A 16,051-nucleotide genomic window follows, 5' to 3' on the forward strand; every position below is an offset into this window, starting at 1 on the left:
GTCGGAGCATGCCCCACCGGCCGACCGTGCCGCGTCGACGGGGCAAGTGTTCGCCTGCCGGGTGCCCGGCATTCACGACAGCAGCGCGGGCGGTTCACCGCTGCGCGTCGGTGTGTTAACCCGCCATGGCTAGCGTCCGTCCGGTCGCGTGGCCCCGGCCGCCCGGCAGGCGAACCTGCGATCATGGGAGCACCACATTGAGTGAGCTGACGGGATCCTCCATCCTGGTCACCGGCGGCACCGGTTCCTTCGGGAAGACCTTCCTCCGGCATCTCCTCGCCGAGGCCGACCCGGCCCGGGTGGTGGTGTTCTCGCGCGACGAGCTGAAGCAGTACGAGCTGCGCCAGCAGCTCGGCGACGACCCGCGACTGCGCTGGTTCATCGGCGACATCCGCGACCGGCACCGGCTGACGCGCGCCATGCACGGCGTGGAGCACGTGGTGCACGCCGCCGCGCTGAAGCAGGTCGACACGGCCGAGTACAACCCGTCGGAGTTCATCGCCACCAACATCACCGGTTCACAGCACGTGGTGGACGCGGCAATCGAGGCCGGCGTGCGGAAGGTCATCGCGCTCTCCACCGACAAGGCGTCCAGCCCGATCAACCTGTACGGCGCCACGAAGCTGGTCGGCGACAAGCTCTTCGTCTCCGCCAACCACTACGCCGCGCAGCACCCCACCCGTTTCGCGGTGGTGCGCTACGGCAACGTGGTGGGCAGCCGCGGCTCCGTGGTGCCGCTGTTCCGCCGGCTCGCCGCCGAGGGCAGGAGCCTGCCGATCACCGACAAGCGGATGACCCGGTTCTGGATCACCCTGGACCAGGCCGTCCAGTTCGTCATGGACAGCTTCGACCAGATGCAGGGCGGTGAGCTGTTCGTGCCGCGCATCCCCAGCATGCGGATCCTCGACCTGGTGGAGGCGGTGGCCCCGGACGCGACCACGCACGAGATCGGCATCCGCCCCGGCGAGAAGCTGCACGAGGAGATGATCGCCCCGGACGACAGCCGCCGGACCCTGCGGGCCAAGGACCGGTTCATCGTCCAGCCCACCATCGCCACCTGGGGCTACCAGCCGCCGGTCGGCTGCGAGCCGGTGCCGGACGGGTTCGCGTACCAGTCGGACACCAACGACGAGTGGCTGAGCGTGGCGCAGCTGCGCGACATGCTCGGCATCACTGCGTGATGGCGATGCTCCCGTACGGCCGGCAGTCGGTCACCGACGACGACGTCGCCGCCGTGGTCGCCGCGCTGCGCAGCGACTGGCTCACCACCGGCCCGCAGGTCGAGGCGTTCGAGACCGACCTGTCCCGGTGGACCGGCGGGACCGGTTGCGCGGCGGTGTCCAACGGCACGGCCGCCCTGCACGTGGCGTACGCGGCGGCCGGCGTCGGCCCCGGCGACGAGGTGGTCGTCCCCCCGATGACGTTCGTGGCGACCGCCAGCAGCGCGGTCGCCCTCGGCGCGACGGTGGTCTTCGCCGACGTGGCGGAGGAGACCTTCACCCTCGACCCGGCGGCCGCCGCGGCGGCCACCACCTCCCGCACGAAGGTGGTGGCCGCGGTCGACTACGCCGGCCACCCGGCCGACTACGACGCCCTGCGCGCCGCGCTGGCCGGCAGCGACGCCCTGTTGCTGGCCGACGCCGCGCACTCGATCGGCGCCACCTACCGGGGCCGGCCGGTCGGCTCGCTGGCCGACCTGACCACCTTCTCGTTCTTCCCCACCAAGAACCTCACCACGGCCGAGGGCGGCGCGGTCGTCGCCGGCGACCCGGAGCTGCTGAAGCGGGCCCGTCGTTTCCGCAACATCGGGCTGGTCCGCGAACGCGACGAGCTGCGCTGGCCGGACGAGGGCGGCTGGCACCAGGAGGTGCACGAGTTCGGTCTGAACTACCGGCTGCCGGACGTGCTCTGCGCGCTGGGCCGCAGCCAGCTCCGCCGGCTCGGCGACTTCCTCGCCGCCCGGGCCCGGTTGGTCGCCCGGTACGACGAGGCCCTCGCGGACCTCGACGGGGTGCTGATCCCCGGCCGCCGCTCCTGGGCCGCCCCGGCCTGGCACCTCTACCCGGTCCGGGTGCTCGACGGCCGTCGCCGCGAGGTGTACGACCGGATGCGCGCCGCCGGCATCGGGGTGCAGGTCAACTACATCCCGGCGCACTGGCATCCGGCCTTCGCCGAGCTGGGCTACCGGCGCGGATCCTGCCCGGTGGCCGAGTCGTTCTACCAGCAGCAGCTCTCCCTGCCGCTCTTCCCGACCCTCACCGACGCCGACCAGGACCGCGTGATCGACGCGTTCCGCGCCGCCCTGCGCGGCGTACCCGTGCGTCCCGCCGCCTGACGGGGTACCGATGCACCACGCGAACCACTTCTACGGGCACGCCCACGTGCTGGCGCGCTACTGCGGGCTGGGCGACGGGCACCCGCCCCGGATCAACGGGTACGTCCAGCACGGCTGGAACATCGGCGACGGGCTCGCCCCCGGCCACCCGTACGCCGACCGCACCCCGAGCCTGCTCTGGTCCGAGCAGACCCGCCGACGGGCCTGGTCGGTGGGGCGACGCAACGTCGTCACCATCGGCGCTCCCTTCGCGTACCTGCTGGACCTGCGCCGCGACGACCCGCCGGAGCCACAGCGGGAGGGCACCATCTGGTACCCGTTCCACGGCTGGGAGGGCCAGCACGTCAAGGGCGACCACAAGGAGCTGATCGCCCGAATCCGGGCCACCGAGCCGGGTCCGGTGACGGTCTGCCTCTACTGGCACGAGTACGGCATGCGCCGGGTGCGCCGGCTCTACGAGAACGCCGGCTTCCGGGTGATCTGTCACGGCTACCGGGGTCACTGGTGGAAGGACACCGACCCGTTCTTCCTCGACAAGCAGCTCACCGAACTGCGCCGGCACGCCCGCGTCGCCTCCAACCGACTCACCAGCGCGATCTTCTACGGCATCGCCGCCGGCTGCGAACCCGCCGTCTACGGCGACCCGATGATCCTGTCCGACGAGGACCCCACCTTCGGCGGCACCGCGCGCATCCGCCGGCAGTGGCCGCAGCTGCACGGCGAGTCGGTCGACCAGGCCACCGCCGTCGAGATCGCCCGCGCCGAGCTGGGCACCGACCACCGCTGCACGCCGGCCGAGCTGCGCGAGCTGCTCGGATGGGCGAACCTCCAGGAGGACGACGTTGACGACTGAGACCACACCCCGTGTCGCCCTGCCCGGCGGGGAGATGCTGGCCTGGTCGGACCTGCCGGAACGCCGGTTGGCCGAGGGCGGCCCGTTGGGGTCGCTGCTGGCCCGACTGGTGCCCACCGGCGTCCGGGTGCTGCTCGCCGGGCCGCACGACCCGGCGTTGCTGGCCCGGCTGGCCCACGCGGAGGTGACCTGCCTGCTGCGCAGTCACCCGGACGGGGTGACGCTGGCCGACCGGGGCGCCCGGGTGGTGGTCGGCGGACCGGCCGGCCTGCCCGCCGACGAGCAGTGGGACGTGGTGGTCGCCGCCGCCGGGCTGGACGCCGTCGAGTCGGTGGAGGGCAACCGGCTGGGCTGGGACGGCGTGCTGCAGCGGCTGGTCACGGCGGTGGCCCCGGGCGGGACGCTGCTGCTGCGGGTGGACAACCCGCTCGGCGTGCACCGCCTGGTCGCCGCCTCCCCCTGGTACGCCGACCGGTCCGACCGGGCCTGGTCCGTCGGTGGGGTACTGGACGCCGGCCGGCCCGCCAACCCCGCGCAGGTCCGGGCCCGGCTGGCCGCTGCCGGCCTGCGGCCGGGGCCCGCCTTCGCCGCGTACCCCGACCCGGACGCCCCGACGGTGCTGGTCGACGCGGACGAGCTGGAAGGCCGGACCACCTCAGGGCTGCTCGACGCGATGCTGCACGGAGCCTGCACGGGCTCCCGGGAAGCGACGGTGCTCCAGGACCCGGCCCGGTTGGCCGTCGACGCCCTGCACGCCGGGCTCGGTTCGGCGCTCGCGCCGAGCTGGCTGCTGCTGGCCGACCGTCGCAGGGCCGACCCCACCCCGGGCGACGGGACCGGACGGGGTGACCTGCCGGTGGCGCTGGTGCAGACCGGGCCGCCCGGCGTCGGAGTGGTGGAGGTGCACGCCGGGGCGGACGGCTGGCGGTGGTGGGCCAGCGCCGCCACGCCCCGCCCCGAGGCCGCGCCCTTCGCCTCCCGGGAGGTGGCCCACCGCGACGTCACCGCCCTGCACGGACCGATCCCCGAGGGCCGGCTGCTGCGTACCCTGCTGCTCGACGCCTGCCTGCGCCGCGACCTGCACACTCTGCGTCACCTGCTACACGGGTACGCCACCTGGCTCGGCACCCAGGCTGACGCCGACGGCCGGCTGTCGGGAGCCACCGCGCTGGCCGGCACGGACAACGTGGTGGTGGCCGGCGACGAGTTCGCCGTCCTCGACCCGAGCTGGCGGGCCTCCGCCCCGCTGGAACTGGACGTGGTGCTGGCCCGGTCCCTGTGGCGCTTCGCCGCCGCGCTGCTGACCGGCGGGTACGCCCACCCGTGGACGTCCACCCTGGACGTGGCCGGGCTGACCGTGGTGCTGGGCGGCGTTGCCGGCCGCGACCTGTCCCGGGCGACCGTGGCCGCCGCCGTCGAGGCGGAGGCCGCGATAACCGCCGCGCTGCGCGGCCTCGACGCCGAGGGCCGGGTCCGCCTCGCCGACGAACTGCGCGCGGTCTCCCCGACCGATCCGCCCGCCGGGCCGCGCAGCTACCAGCAGCTCCGCGAGGCGTGGCTGCGCCAGCGGGAGGAGATGACCCGGCTGGCCGCCCTGCTGAAGTGGACCGAGGATCTGCTCACCTCGCGGGAACGGGCGCTGCGCCGCGCCGACGCGACGATCAACCTGCTCAGCGGTTCGCTGAGTTACCGGGTGGGCCGCCTGGCGATCACCCCGGCCCGGTTGGCCAAGCGCGGTGCGCGGGCCGCCAAGCGCCGGGCCACCGCCGCGCTGAACCAGCGCCGCTCCGAGCCGGAGCAGCAGTGACCGGCCCGACGACCACGCCCCCGGTCAGCGGCGGGGCACCCGGCCGGGACACCGGAAACGCCGCCCGGATCGTCGGGGTGGTGCAAGCCCGGATGGGTTCGTCCCGCCTGCCCGGCAAGGTGCTGCGTCCGCTGGCCGGGCGCAGCGTCCTCGGCCGGGTGGTGCGGGCCGCCCGGGACAGCGGGGTCCTCGCCGACCTGGTCGTGGCGACCAGCACCGATCCGGTCGACGACGCGGTGGTGGCCGAGTGCCGCCGGCTGGACGTGCCCTGGCACCGAGGGCCGGTCGACGACGTGCTGGCCCGCTTCGTCGGGGCCCTGGACGCCCACCCCGGCGACGCGGTCATGCGGTTCACCGCCGACTGCCCGCTGCTCGACCCGGAGATCGTGGCGCTGGTGGCGACGGTGTACCGGGCGGTGCCCGGACTGGACTACGCCAGCACCTCGATCGCCCGGACGCTGCCCCGCGGGCTGGACGTGGAGATCATCCGGGCGGACGCGCTGCGTACTCTGGACCGGCTCGCCACCGACCACCACCGGGTGCACGTCACCTCGTACGCGTACACCCATCCGGAGCTGTTCCGGGTGCTCGGGGTGACCCTCACGCCGGACCGCTCGACGCTGCGGCTCACCCTCGACACCGAACAGGACTGGGCCCTGGTACGCGCGGTGACCGACCACTTCGGCGACGTCAGCGTCCCGTTGGCCAAGCTCGCCGACTGGCTGCACGGGCAACCCGCGCTACGTTCCCTCAACGCCGACGTGCGGCAGAAACGGCTGGAGGAGTCCTGAGCGCCCCCCGGATCGGACTGCGCTGCGACGCCGGGCCGCGCCGCGGCGTCGGGCACCTGGTCCGCTGCCTGGCCCTCGGCGAGGAGTTCCTGGCCCGCGGCGCCGCCGTCGCGCTGTTCGGCACGGTCGAGGAGGTCGGCTGGGCGTCGGCGCAACTCACCGCGCGGGGCATCCCGCTGCATCCTGGCCCGGACACCCCGGCGGGGCTGGTCGCGGCGGCCCGGGAGCACCGGCTCGACGCGATGGTGCTCGACTCGTACGAGCTGGACCCGGCCGGGGCGGCGGCGCTGCGGGCCGCCGGCGTGGTGACCCTGGCGATCGTCGACGGCGACACCCGGGGCCAGGACGCCGACCTCTACCTGGACCAGAACTTCGGCGCCGACGCCCCGGGCGGCACGGCGCCGGGCAGCGACGCGGGAACGCTGCTGGCCGGCACCCGGTACGCGCTGCTGCGCGACTCCGTGATCGCCGCCCGGCCGTCGGCGCCGCGCACCGCCACCCCGGTGGCACGACCCCGGGTGCTCGCCTTCTTCGGCGGCACCGACGCGGTCGGCGCGGCCCCGCTGCTGACCCGGGTGCTGCTCGACACCGGACACCCGATGGAGCTGACCGTGCTGGCGGCCCGACCACGGATCGAGGCCGAACTGGCGGCGCTCACCTGCGGCCGGGGACAGACACTGCGGGTCGTACCGCCGACCGACGGGCTGCCCACGATGATCCGGGCAGCCGACCTGGTGGTCAGCGCCGCCGGCACCTCCACCTGGGAACTGTGCTGCCTCGCCGCGCCGTCCGCGCTGGTCTGCGTGGTGGACAACCAGCGCGAGTCGTACCACCGGGTGGTGGCGCACGGGCTCGCCGCCGGGCTGGGCGAGCTGCCGGAACTTGCCGCGCCGGGGATGGCCGGCCGGGCGGCCCGGGCCGCCGCCGCCGGGATCCTGCGCGGCCTGCTCGGCTCCCCCCGACGGCGGGCCGCGCTCTCCGCGCGCGGCTGGGCGACCGTCGACGGGCAGGGCCGGGGCCGCGTCGCCGACGCGCTACTGTCTCGTACGGGTGTGCTAAACCGCTGATAGGGTGGCGGCATGCCCGCCTACCAGCCGTCGATGCTCGACCTCAGCGACACCGGGCCGACCCTCGGTCCGTTGTCGGGGGCGGTGCGCCGACACCCGCTCAGCCGGGGAGCCTGGGTGGATCACCTCCCCGGCTGGGTGCGCGGCTCCGACGCGGTGCTCGACACGCTGCTGACCGAGGTGCCCTGGCGGGCCGAACGCCGCACCATGTACGACAGCCAGGTCGACGTGCCCCGCCTGCTCTGCTGGTACGGCCCGGGCCGGCCGCTGCCACACCCGGTGCTGACCGCGGCTCGCACGGCGTTGACCACGCACTACGCCCCCGAACTCGGCGAGCCGTTCGTGACCGCCGGCATGTGCCTCTACCGCGACGGGCGCGACAGCGTCGCCTGGCACGGCGACACCCTGGGCCGGGGCGCACACACCGACACCATGGTCGCCATCGTGTCGTTCGGCTCACCCCGCCCGCTGCTGCTGCGCCCGCGCGACGGCGGCGAGAGCCTTCGCTTCCCCCTCGGCCACGGCGACCTGGTGGTGATGGGCGGCTCCTGCCAGCGCACCTGGGAACACGCCATCCCCAAGACGGCCCGCCCGGTCGGCCCCCGGGTCAGCGTCCAGTTCCGCCCCACCGGCGTCGCCTGACCGGGTCGACCAACAGGTTCGCGCCCGGATCCGTCCCCGATATGACGCAAACCTCATGGTCAACGGCTTGGCGCAGCTAGGGGCCGGGCGGGGACGCGTGCTAGAAACGACCCTCAGGGTCGATCATGCCCCCGTCACCTGACGCGAAGGGCGTGCCATGACGCAGTCCCCCTCCTCCCGCTGGTCGCCATGGACGGTGCACGGCGACGGCCGCTCGGTCACCCCGGGCGACGTGGTGCATCCGGGCGAGCGGCTCACCTGGCCGCGTACGGTCGGCGTCGGCGTGCAGCACGTGGTCGCGATGTTCGGTGCCACGTTCACCGTCCCGCTGATCACCGGTTTCCCGCCGGCCACCACACTGTTCTTCTCCGGCCTCGGCACCCTGCTGTTCCTGGTCATCACCGGCAACCGGCTGCCGTCGTACCTCGGCTCGTCGTTCGCCTTCATCGCGCCGGTGCTGGCGGCGAAGGCCGGCGGCGACATCGGCCCGGCCCTCGGCGGGATCGTCGTGGCGGGCGTGGCGCTCGCCCTGGTCGGCCTGGTGGTGCAGCTCGCCGGGGCGCGGTGGATCGACGCGCTGATGCCCCCGGTGGTCACCGGCGCGATCGTCGCGCTGATCGGGCTCAACCTCGCCCCGGTGGCCTGGGATGGCGGAGGCAGCGGCACCGGGGTGCAGGCCCAGCCGCTGATCGCCCTGGTCACCCTGGCCGCGATCCTGCTCGCCACGGTCGCGTTCCGGGGCTTTGTGGCCCGGCTGTCCATCCTGCTCGGCGTGGTGGTCGGCTGGGTGCTCGCCGCCCTCCTCGGCGGCCTCGACCCGAAGGCGGTCGACGGGCTGCGCGACGCGGCCTGGGTGGGGCTGCCCGAGTTCCACGCGCCGAGCTTCAGCCTGCGCGCGGTGGTGCTGGTCATCCCGGTGATCCTGGTGCTGGTCGCGGAGAACGCCGGGCACGTCAAGGCGGTCGCCGCGATGACCGGGCGCAACCTGGACAAGGACATGGGCCGAGCGTTCCTGGGCGACGGCCTGGCCACCGTGCTGGCCGGCTCGGGTGGCGGCTCCGGCACCACCACGTACGCGGAGAACATCGGTGTGATGGCGGCCACCCGGGTCTACTCGACCGCCGCGTACTGGGTGGCCGGGGTGGCGGCGGTGCTGCTGGGGCTCAGCCCGAAGTTCGGCGCGCTGATCCTCACCGTGCCGGCGGGGGTGCTCGGCGGCGCGACCACCGCGCTCTACGGCCTGATCGCCATTCTCGGCGCGCGGATCTGGATCGAGGCCCGGGTGGACTTCCACGACCCGGTCAACCTGATGACCGCCGCCGTCGCGGTGATCGTCGGCGCGGCCAACTACACCCTCACCGCCGGCGACCTCTCCTTCAACGGCATCGCCCTCGGCACCGCCGCCGCCCTGGTCGTCTACCACGGCATGCGCACGGTGGCCCGCCTCCGCGGCACCACCGCGGATACCCGCCGCGGCCCCGAACCCGAACTCTGACCCCGCCCCGCCTCCGCCCCTGCACAACGGGGGCGCGGAGACGACGGAAGCCCGGGAGCATCCGCTCCCGGGCTTCCGTCGTCGAGGGTCAGTCGCGTTCGATGAGGTGGCCGACGACCGTGGGGCCGAGCATCACCGCGAAGCCGCTGCCGTCGCGGCGCGGATCCGCCGGCGGCAACTCCACCGGATCCCCCGTCGCCGTCGCACCGACCGGTCGCGGCCCGACCCAGGCCACCACCAGATCCGTCTCACCCTTGAGGAACCGCTGCGCGCGCACGCCGCCGGTCGCCCGCCCCTTCGCCGGGTACGCCTCGAACGGCGTCACCTTGACCGTCGCACCGGTCGAGGTGACCACCATCGGCTCCCCGTGCACCGGGTCGTCGGTGCGAACCGCGCCGAAGAAGACCACCCGGACCCCGGCCGGCAGGTTGACACCCGCCATGCCGCCGCCCTTGGGGCCCTGCGGGCGGACCAGCGTCGCGGCGAACCGCAGCAGCGACGCCTCGCTGGTGACGAAGGTCAGCGCCTCCTGCCCGTCGGTCAGCCAGGTCGCCCCGACCACCTCGTCCCCCTCGCGCAGCGAGATGACCTCGAACTCGTCCGAGCGCACCGGCCACTCCGGGGAACAGACCTTGACCACACCCTGCCGGGTGCCCAACGCCAGGCCGGGTGAGCCCTGCGCGGTGGCGCCGAGCGGGGCCAGGCCGACCACCGTCTCGCCCGGCTCCAGCGGCACCAGCTCGGCGGCGGACATGCCACCACGCAGCGACACGGTGCCGGCCTGCTCGGGCAGCACCGGCAGCGGCAGCACGTCGATCTTGAAGGCCCGGCCGGCGCTGGTCACCAGGAGCACCCGACCTCGGGCCGTGGTGTGCACGACCGCGCGCACGGTGTCGTGCTTGACCCGGCCGTTGCGCCGGCGCCCCTCGGCGGCCTCCTCCGACTCGGCCGCGGTCCGGGCGACCAGCCCCGTCGCGGAGAGAATCACCTGGCAGGGGTCGTCGGCGACCTCCAGCGGACCCGCCGGCACCGACGCGGCCAGCACCTCCTTGAGGTCACCGTCGACCAGGGTGGTACGGCGCGGCGCGGCGAACTGCTTCACCACCGCCGCCAACTCGTCGGAGACGACCTTCTTGAGCACCTTGTCGTCGTCGAGGATCTTCGACAGCTCGGCGATCTCCCCGCGCAGCTTCTCCTGCTCGGCCTCCAACTCGATGCGGTCGTACCTGGTCAGCCGGCGCAGCGGGGTGTCCAGGATGTAGGTGGCCTGGATCTCGGAGAGCTTGAACTTCTGCATCAGGCCCTCCTTGGCGGCCTGCGCGTCCTCGCTGGCCCGGATCAGCTTGACCACCTTGTCGATGTCGAGCAGGGCGATCAGCAGACCGTCGACCAGGTGCAGCCGCTCCTCGCGCTTGCGCCGCCGGTACGCGCTGCGCCGGGTGACGACCTCGTACCGGTGGGCCAGGAAGACCTCCAGCAACGCCTTCAGCCCGAGGGTACGCGGCTGGCCGTCGACCAGGACCAGGTTGTTGACACCGAAGGACTGCTCCAGCGGGGTGAGCCGGTAGAGGTCGGCCAGCAGCGCCTGCGGGTTCACCCCGACCTTGCACTCGATGACCAGGCGGGTGCCGCTCTCCCGGTCGGTGAGGTCCTTGACATCGGCGATACCGGTCAGCCGCTTCGTCTTCGTGACCTCGTTGGTGATCGCCGCGATGACCTTCTCCGCGCCGACGCCGTACGGCAGCTCGACCACGGTGATCGCCTGCCGGCCACGACTGCCCTCCAGCGGGCCGATCTCCACCCGGCCCCGCATCCGGACCACACCGCGCCCGGTCTCGTACGCGCGGCGCACCTCGTCCAGACCCAGCAGCAGCCCACCGGTGGGCAAATCGGGCCCGGGAACGTACTCCATGAGCTTGTCGAGGGTGGCGTCCGGGTGGTTGATCAGCCAGCGGGCGGCGGAGACCACCTCGCCCAGGTTGTGCGGGATCATGTTGGTCGCCATCCCGACCGCGATCCCGGACGCGCCGTTGACCAGCAGGTTGGGAAAGGCCGCCGGCAGCACGGTGGGTTGGTTCAGCGACCCGTCGTAGTTCGGCTCGACGTCGACGGTGTCCTCGCCCAGCTCGCCGACGAGCAGCATCGCCTCCCGGGCGAGCCGGGCCTCGGTGTAACGCGCGGCAGCCGGTCCGTCGTCCGGGGATCCGAAGTTTCCATGCCCGTCGATGAGGGGGACGTTGAGCGAGAAGTCCTGCGCCATCCGGACCATGGCGTCGTAGATCGCCGTGTCACCGTGCGGGTGGTACCGACCCATCACGTCCCCGACGACGCGGGCCGACTTGACGTGCGCGCGGTCCGGCCGGAAACCGTTCTCGTGCATCGAGTAAAGAATGCGCCGGTGTACCGGCTTGAGCCCGTCCCGGGCGTCGGGCAGGGCGCGGGAGTGGATGACCGAGAAGGCGTACTCCAGGTAGGAGTCGGAGACCTCGGTGACCAGCGGGTTGTCGAACACCCGCGCGCCGGCCTGGTCGAAGGCGGACAGGTCCACCTTGGCGCGGTCGTCCTTGCGGCGTGCCATCGTTCAGCTCTCTCCCGTGACGAGGGTGCTCATGCGTCGATCGCCTCGCGGTCGACCCGGTCGGAGGAGTCGATGAGCCAGTTGCGTCGCGGCTCCACCTTCTCCCCCATCAGCAGTTCGAGGATCCGCTCGGCGGCGTCGACGTCGTCGAGGGTGATCCGGCGGACCGCCCGGGTGGCCGGGTTCATCGTGGTCTCCCACAGCTCGTCGGCGTCCATCTCGCCGAGGCCCTTGAAGCGCGGGATCGGGGTGACGATCTGCTTGCCGGCCTTCTCCAGCTTGCGGACCGTCGCCTCCATCTCGGCCTGGGTGTAGGTGTAGATGGTCTGCGGGTTGCGGCCCCTGGTGGTGATCTTGTGCAGGGGCGGCATCGCGGCGAAGAGCCGGCCGGCCTCGATCAGCGGACGCATGTACCGGGCGAAGAGCGTGATCAGCAGAGTACGGATGTGCGCGCCGTCCACGTCGGCGTCCGCCATGATCAGCACGCGACCGTACCGCAGCGCCGACAGGTCGAAGGTACGCCCCGACCCGGCCCCGAGCACCTGCACGATCGCGGCACACTCGACGTTGTCCAGCACCTGCTGGAGGTTCGCCTTCTGCACGTTGAGGATCTTGCCCCGGATCGGAAGGAGCGCCTGATACTCGGCGGATCGGGCAAGTCGCCCCGTCCCCAGGGCGCTGTCGCCTTCCACGATGAACAGCTCACTGCGCTCGATCCCGGCTGACCGGCAGTCGACCAGCTTCGCGGGCATGGCCGCCCCCTCCAGGGCGGTCTTGCGCCGAGCGGCGTCCTTCTGCTGCTTCTGGGTCAGCCGCACCCGCGCCGCGTCGACGATCTTCTGCAGCACGGTGCGCGCCTCGGCCCTGGTGCGGCGGTCGTCCAGCCAGGCTCTCAGATGCTGCTCGACCAGTGCCTGGAGCACCTTGGTGATGCCGGCGGTGGAGAGTTCGTCCTTGGTCTGCGAGGTGAACTGCGGCTCGGGGATGCGCACGTGCACCACCGCCGTCATCCCCTCCAGGACGTCGTCCAGCGTGGGCGGCTCCTCCTTGGCCTTGAGCAGACCCCGGGCGTTGCGGATGGCGTCGGCGAGGGTCCGCACCAGGGCCCGCTCGAAGCCCTTGCGGTGGGTGCCGCCGTGGGCGTTGCGGATGGTGTTGGTGAAGCACTCGACGGTGCGCTCGTAGCCGGTGCCCCAGCGGAACGCGATCTCGACCTCGGCACGGCGCGGCACGTTGGCCTGCATGACGCCGTTGGCGTCGGCCGCGTTCTCCCGGTACGCCCCCTCCCCGGTGATCATCAGGGTGCCGGAGACCGGGCGGTCGCCGGCCGGGGCGAGGAACTCCACCATGTCGGTGAGGCCGTTGGGAAAGTGGAACGCCTCCTCGGTGGGCTGCTCGCCGGTCTCGTCACGCAGCCGGTAGTCCACCCCGGGAACCAGGAAGGCGGTGTTGCGCAGCTTCATCCGGACGGCGTCGACGTCGAGCCTGGCGCCGGTCTCGAAGTAGCGGGCGTCGTGCCAGTAGCGGATCGAGGTGCCGGTGCGCTGGCCGCGCTTCATCGCCCCGACGACCTGCAGGCCGGGGCCGGGAGTGAACGGTGCGTCCGGGCCGTCGCCGTCGAAGACGCCCGGCACGCCGTGCCGGAACGACATCGTGTGGATCTTGCCGCTGCGCCGGACGGTGACGTCGAAGCGTCGGGACAGGGCGTTGACCGCCGACGCGCCGACGCCGTGCAGGCCGCCGGAGGTCTTGTAGCCCGAGCCGCCGAACTTGCCGCCCGCGTGCAGCCGGGTGAGGACCAGCTCGACGCCGGAGATGCCGGACTTGGCGTGCACGTCGGTGGGGATGCCACGGCCGTCGTCGTCGACCTGCACCGAGCCGTCGGCGTGCAGGATCACCTCGATCTTCGTGGCGTGACCGGCGACACCCTCGTCGGTCGAGTTGTCGAGGATCTCGTTGACGAGGTGACCCACGCCACGGCTGTCCGTGGAGCCGATGTACATGCCGGGACGCTTGCGGACGGCGTCCAGGCCCTCCAGGTGGGTGAGGTCGTCGGCTCCGTAGAGGGTGTCAGGCTGTGCGGTCAACTGGTCGTACTCCCCGGTCTCGGCGGTGTGATGCCGCTCACCGTCTCGATGTCAGGCGCGGCGCGCCGCAGCGAGCGTAGCCGCACCGCCCGACACGACGGCGCAGCCCCACGCGACACCGCGCGGCGGCGGCCCTGCGCCACCCTGGCCACAACGCGCCGGTCCGGTGCGATCTTCCCCCGGGGAACGGTCGTCCGCCGGGCCGCCGCCCGGGGGCGACGCCGGGGCAGGAGGTCCACTACGGAGGTTTGTTCCCGCCGAGAAGTCGATGAGCCAGAGGTTAGCTGCGGGCCCCCAGGGTAGGGGACCGGGCATGCGCGTCCTCGGCATCAACTCGATCGTCCACGATCTCGCTGCCGCCCTGGTGGTCGACGGCCAGGTGGTGCCGGGCTGGCGCCGGAATCAACGTCGACAGTCTCGGCGCGGTGGGAGTGGGCCGAGGGAACGCGGGGCACGCCGGGCGCAGCCGACCGAAGCCAGTCGCTGAGTCCCCGCTCGACTGGGACCGGATCTTGGAGGAGGAAACATGCGCATCGCGATGATCTCCGAGCACGCCAGCCCGCTCACCGTGCTCGGCGGTGACGGCGGCGGGCAGGACACCCACGTCGCCGAACTGGCCGCGGCGCTGGTCGGCGAGGGTCACGATGTGCGGGTCTACACCCGCCGCGACGCCGTCGAGCTGCCCGACGTGGTGGACACCTCCGCCGGCTACCAGGTGCGACATGTGCCGGCCGGGCCGGCGATGCGGGTGCCGCAGAACGACCTGCTGCCGTACATGGGCGAGTTCGGCCGCTGGATGGCCGACCAGTGGCGCCACGGGGACTGGCGTCCGGACGTGGCGCACGCCCACTTCTGGATGAGCGGGCTGGCCACCGTGCACGCCGCGCGGGGCACCGACATCCCGGTGGTGTTGACGTACCACGCGCTGGGCTCGGTGAGGCGCCGCCACCAGGGAGCGAAGGACACCAGCCCACCAGGCCGGATCAGCTACGAGCGGGCGCTGGGACGCGCCGCCGACCGGGTGATCGCGCAGTGCCAGGACGAGGTCGGCGAACTGGTCCGCCTCGGTGTGCCCCGGTCGAAGATGGCGCTGGTCCCCTCCGGCGTCAACGAACAGATGTTCCGCCCCGACGGGCCGGTCGCCCCCCGCGACCCGACCCGGCCCCGGATCCTCACCGTCGGGCGGATGGCCGAAGGCACGGGCTTCCAGGAGGTCGTCCGGGCATTGCCCGCGGTCCCGGACGCCGAGTGCGTGGTGGTCGGCGGACCACCGGCCGAGCTGCTGCCCGCCGACGGTTTCGCCCGTCGACTCACCGCGCTCGCCGATGCCTGCGGGGTCGCCGACCGGGTCCGGCTGGTCGGTGCGGTGCCCCGGGAGGAGATGGGAACCTGGTACCGCTCGGCGGACGTGCTGGTGACCGTCCCCTGGTATGAACCGTTCGGGCTCACCCCGCTGGAGGGGATGGCGTGCGGGGTGCCGGTGATCGGTACGAACGTGGGTGGCATCGCCGACACGGTGGTGGACGGCCTCACCGGCGATCTGGTCCCGCCGCGCGACTCCCGGGCGCTCGGTGCCGCGTTGCGCCGGCTGCTCGCCGACAAGGTACGCCGGTTCGCGTACGCCACGGCGGCGTTGGACCGGGTCCGCAGCCGGTACTCCTGGAAGCGCTGCGCCGAGCAGCTCGGCACCGTCTACGCCACGGTCGCCGCCATCGGCCAGGTCACCCCGGCGGCGGCCTGACCGGGGCCCGGACCCGCCCCCACTTTGGTTACCGGGCAGTAGTATCGCGGCGTAGGCTGACAGGATGAGCGGGGAAGCGGCGTACATTCAGGAGTTCGTCGATGTCGAGGGCGCCCGGATCGGCGTGCAGATCTATCCGGAACCGGTGGCCGTGCCGGACTACGACAGCTCCAGCTCGGCGCGTCTGACGCCGCGCCGCGACCTGGAGCTGCCGCCGATGGTGGTGATCTGGCCGGCGATGGGGGTACCGGCCCGCTACTACCGCCCGTTCGCCGCCGCGCTGCGCGAGGCCGGGCTCGCGGTGGCGGTGGTCGACCTGCGCGGCACCGGCGCCAGCACTCCCCGCCCCTCGCGCGCCTGCCGGTACGGCTACCCGGAGCTGGTCACCGACGTCGGCGCGGTGCTCGACGCGCTCAAGCCCCGGCTGGACGGCCGCAGACGGCTGCTACTCGGCCACTCCCTCGGCGGGCAGGCGGCCCTGCTGCACCTCGCCGTGCACGGCGGGGACGCGGTCGACGGGCTCGCCCTGCTCGCCGTCGGCGTACCCTGGTGGCGCAGCTACCCGGGCACCCGGGGACCGGTCGTGCTGGCGTTCACGCAGGCGATCGCGGCGGTGTCGGGCGCCTGCGGCGTCTGGCCCGGGTGGGGGTTCGGC

12 protein-coding genes are annotated in these 16,051 nt (G+C 73.2%); 10 read left to right on the forward strand and 2 right to left on the reverse strand.

What is annotated here, in order from left to right:
- Window positions 1–197 precede the first annotated feature (197 nt).
- The 8 genes from pseB to E1166_RS10805 all read left to right on the forward strand — a co-directional run bounded on the left by pseB (window position 198) and on the right by E1166_RS10805 (window position 8,990).
- Window positions 198–1,181: a UDP-N-acetylglucosamine 4,6-dehydratase (inverting) gene (gene pseB, locus E1166_RS10770; protein ID WP_132266149.1), complete on the forward strand. Its 984-nt coding sequence runs from the start codon at window positions 198–200 to the stop codon at window positions 1,179–1,181.
- Entirely contained in the window at window positions 1,178–2,335 is a 1,158-nt protein-coding gene (locus tag E1166_RS10775) for a DegT/DnrJ/EryC1/StrS family aminotransferase (protein WP_132338064.1), read from the forward strand. Before pseB ends, E1166_RS10775 begins: the two co-directional genes overlap by 4 nt.
- A 10-nt stretch (window positions 2,336–2,345) precedes the next feature.
- Window positions 2,346–3,188: a hypothetical protein gene (locus E1166_RS10780; RefSeq protein ID WP_132266155.1), complete on the forward strand. Its 843-nt coding sequence runs from the start codon at window positions 2,346–2,348 to the stop codon at window positions 3,186–3,188.
- A gap of 34 nt (window positions 3,189–3,222) precedes the next feature.
- The gene (locus tag E1166_RS10785; protein WP_132338082.1) at window positions 3,223–4,995 is read left to right on the forward strand and encodes a class I SAM-dependent methyltransferase; all 1,773 of its coding nucleotides are present in this window, start codon (window positions 3,223–3,225) and stop codon (window positions 4,993–4,995) included.
- A 68-nt stretch (window positions 4,996–5,063) separates the two neighbouring features.
- On the forward strand, window positions 5,064–5,786 hold the full coding sequence (locus E1166_RS10790; RefSeq protein WP_256370843.1) for a glycosyltransferase family protein: 723 nt from the start codon (window positions 5,064–5,066) through the stop codon (window positions 5,784–5,786).
- The gene (locus E1166_RS10795) at window positions 5,783–6,853 is read left to right on the forward strand and encodes a spore coat protein (RefSeq protein WP_132338084.1); all 1,071 of its coding nucleotides are present in this window, start codon (window positions 5,783–5,785) and stop codon (window positions 6,851–6,853) included. The genes E1166_RS10790 and E1166_RS10795 overlap by 4 nt, the downstream gene beginning before the upstream one ends.
- Before the next feature lie 12 nt (window positions 6,854–6,865).
- Complete coding sequence (locus E1166_RS10800) at window positions 6,866–7,495, forward strand: alpha-ketoglutarate-dependent dioxygenase AlkB (RefSeq protein ID WP_132266158.1); 630 nt, start codon at window positions 6,866–6,868, stop codon at window positions 7,493–7,495.
- A gap of 157 nt (window positions 7,496–7,652) precedes the next feature.
- A complete protein-coding gene (locus E1166_RS10805) occupies window positions 7,653–8,990 on the forward strand; it encodes a solute carrier family 23 protein (RefSeq protein WP_132338067.1) in 1,338 nt (445 codons plus the stop codon).
- Between the two features lie 88 nt (window positions 8,991–9,078).
- Here the strand turns inward: E1166_RS10805 and E1166_RS10810 are convergent, their stop codons facing one another.
- Both E1166_RS10810 and E1166_RS10815 read right to left on the reverse strand, forming a co-directional pair.
- Window positions 9,079–11,568, reverse strand: coding sequence for a DNA topoisomerase IV subunit A (locus tag E1166_RS10810; RefSeq protein WP_132338070.1), 2,490 nt, complete (start codon window positions 11,566–11,568; stop codon window positions 9,079–9,081).
- A 29-nt stretch (window positions 11,569–11,597) separates the two neighbouring features.
- Window positions 11,598–13,655, reverse strand: a complete 2,058-nt coding sequence (locus tag E1166_RS10815) for a DNA topoisomerase IV subunit B (protein WP_132338073.1) — start codon at window positions 13,653–13,655, stop codon at window positions 11,598–11,600.
- Between the two features lie 526 nt (window positions 13,656–14,181).
- On the opposite strand from E1166_RS10815, the gene E1166_RS10820 reads away from it, so the two are divergent.
- Together E1166_RS10820 and E1166_RS10825 are read left to right on the forward strand one after the other, a co-directional pair.
- Window positions 14,182–15,396, forward strand: coding sequence for a glycosyltransferase (locus E1166_RS10820; protein WP_132338075.1), 1,215 nt, complete (start codon window positions 14,182–14,184; stop codon window positions 15,394–15,396).
- A gap of 64 nt (window positions 15,397–15,460) precedes the next feature.
- The coding region (locus tag E1166_RS10825) for an alpha/beta fold hydrolase (protein WP_132338077.1) at window positions 15,461–16,051 on the forward strand (591 nt) is incomplete at its 3' end.

Source organism: Micromonospora sp. KC213 (assembly GCF_004348325.1).
In the GTDB taxonomy this organism is placed as follows: Bacteria; Actinomycetota; Actinomycetes; order Mycobacteriales; family Micromonosporaceae; genus Micromonospora.

What these genes read in the sequence shown, in the direction of transcription:
- E1166_RS10780 (WP_132266155.1), top strand. Translation starts at nt 2,346, where the DNA reads ATGCACCACGCGAACCACTTCTACGGGCACGCCCACGTGCTGGCGCGC.
- E1166_RS10810 (WP_132338070.1), bottom strand. Translation starts at nt 11,568, where the DNA reads ATGGCACGCCGCAAGGACGACCGCGCCAAGGTGGACCTGTCCGCCTTC.
- E1166_RS10785 (WP_132338082.1), top strand. Translation starts at nt 3,223, where the DNA reads ATGCTGGCCTGGTCGGACCTGCCGGAACGCCGGTTGGCCGAGGGCGGC.
- E1166_RS10805 (WP_132338067.1), top strand. Translation starts at nt 7,653, where the DNA reads ATGACGCAGTCCCCCTCCTCCCGCTGGTCGCCATGGACGGTGCACGGC.
- E1166_RS10800 (WP_132266158.1), top strand. Translation starts at nt 6,866, where the DNA reads ATGCCCGCCTACCAGCCGTCGATGCTCGACCTCAGCGACACCGGGCCG.
- E1166_RS10820 (WP_132338075.1), top strand. Translation starts at nt 14,182, where the DNA reads ATGCGCATCGCGATGATCTCCGAGCACGCCAGCCCGCTCACCGTGCTC.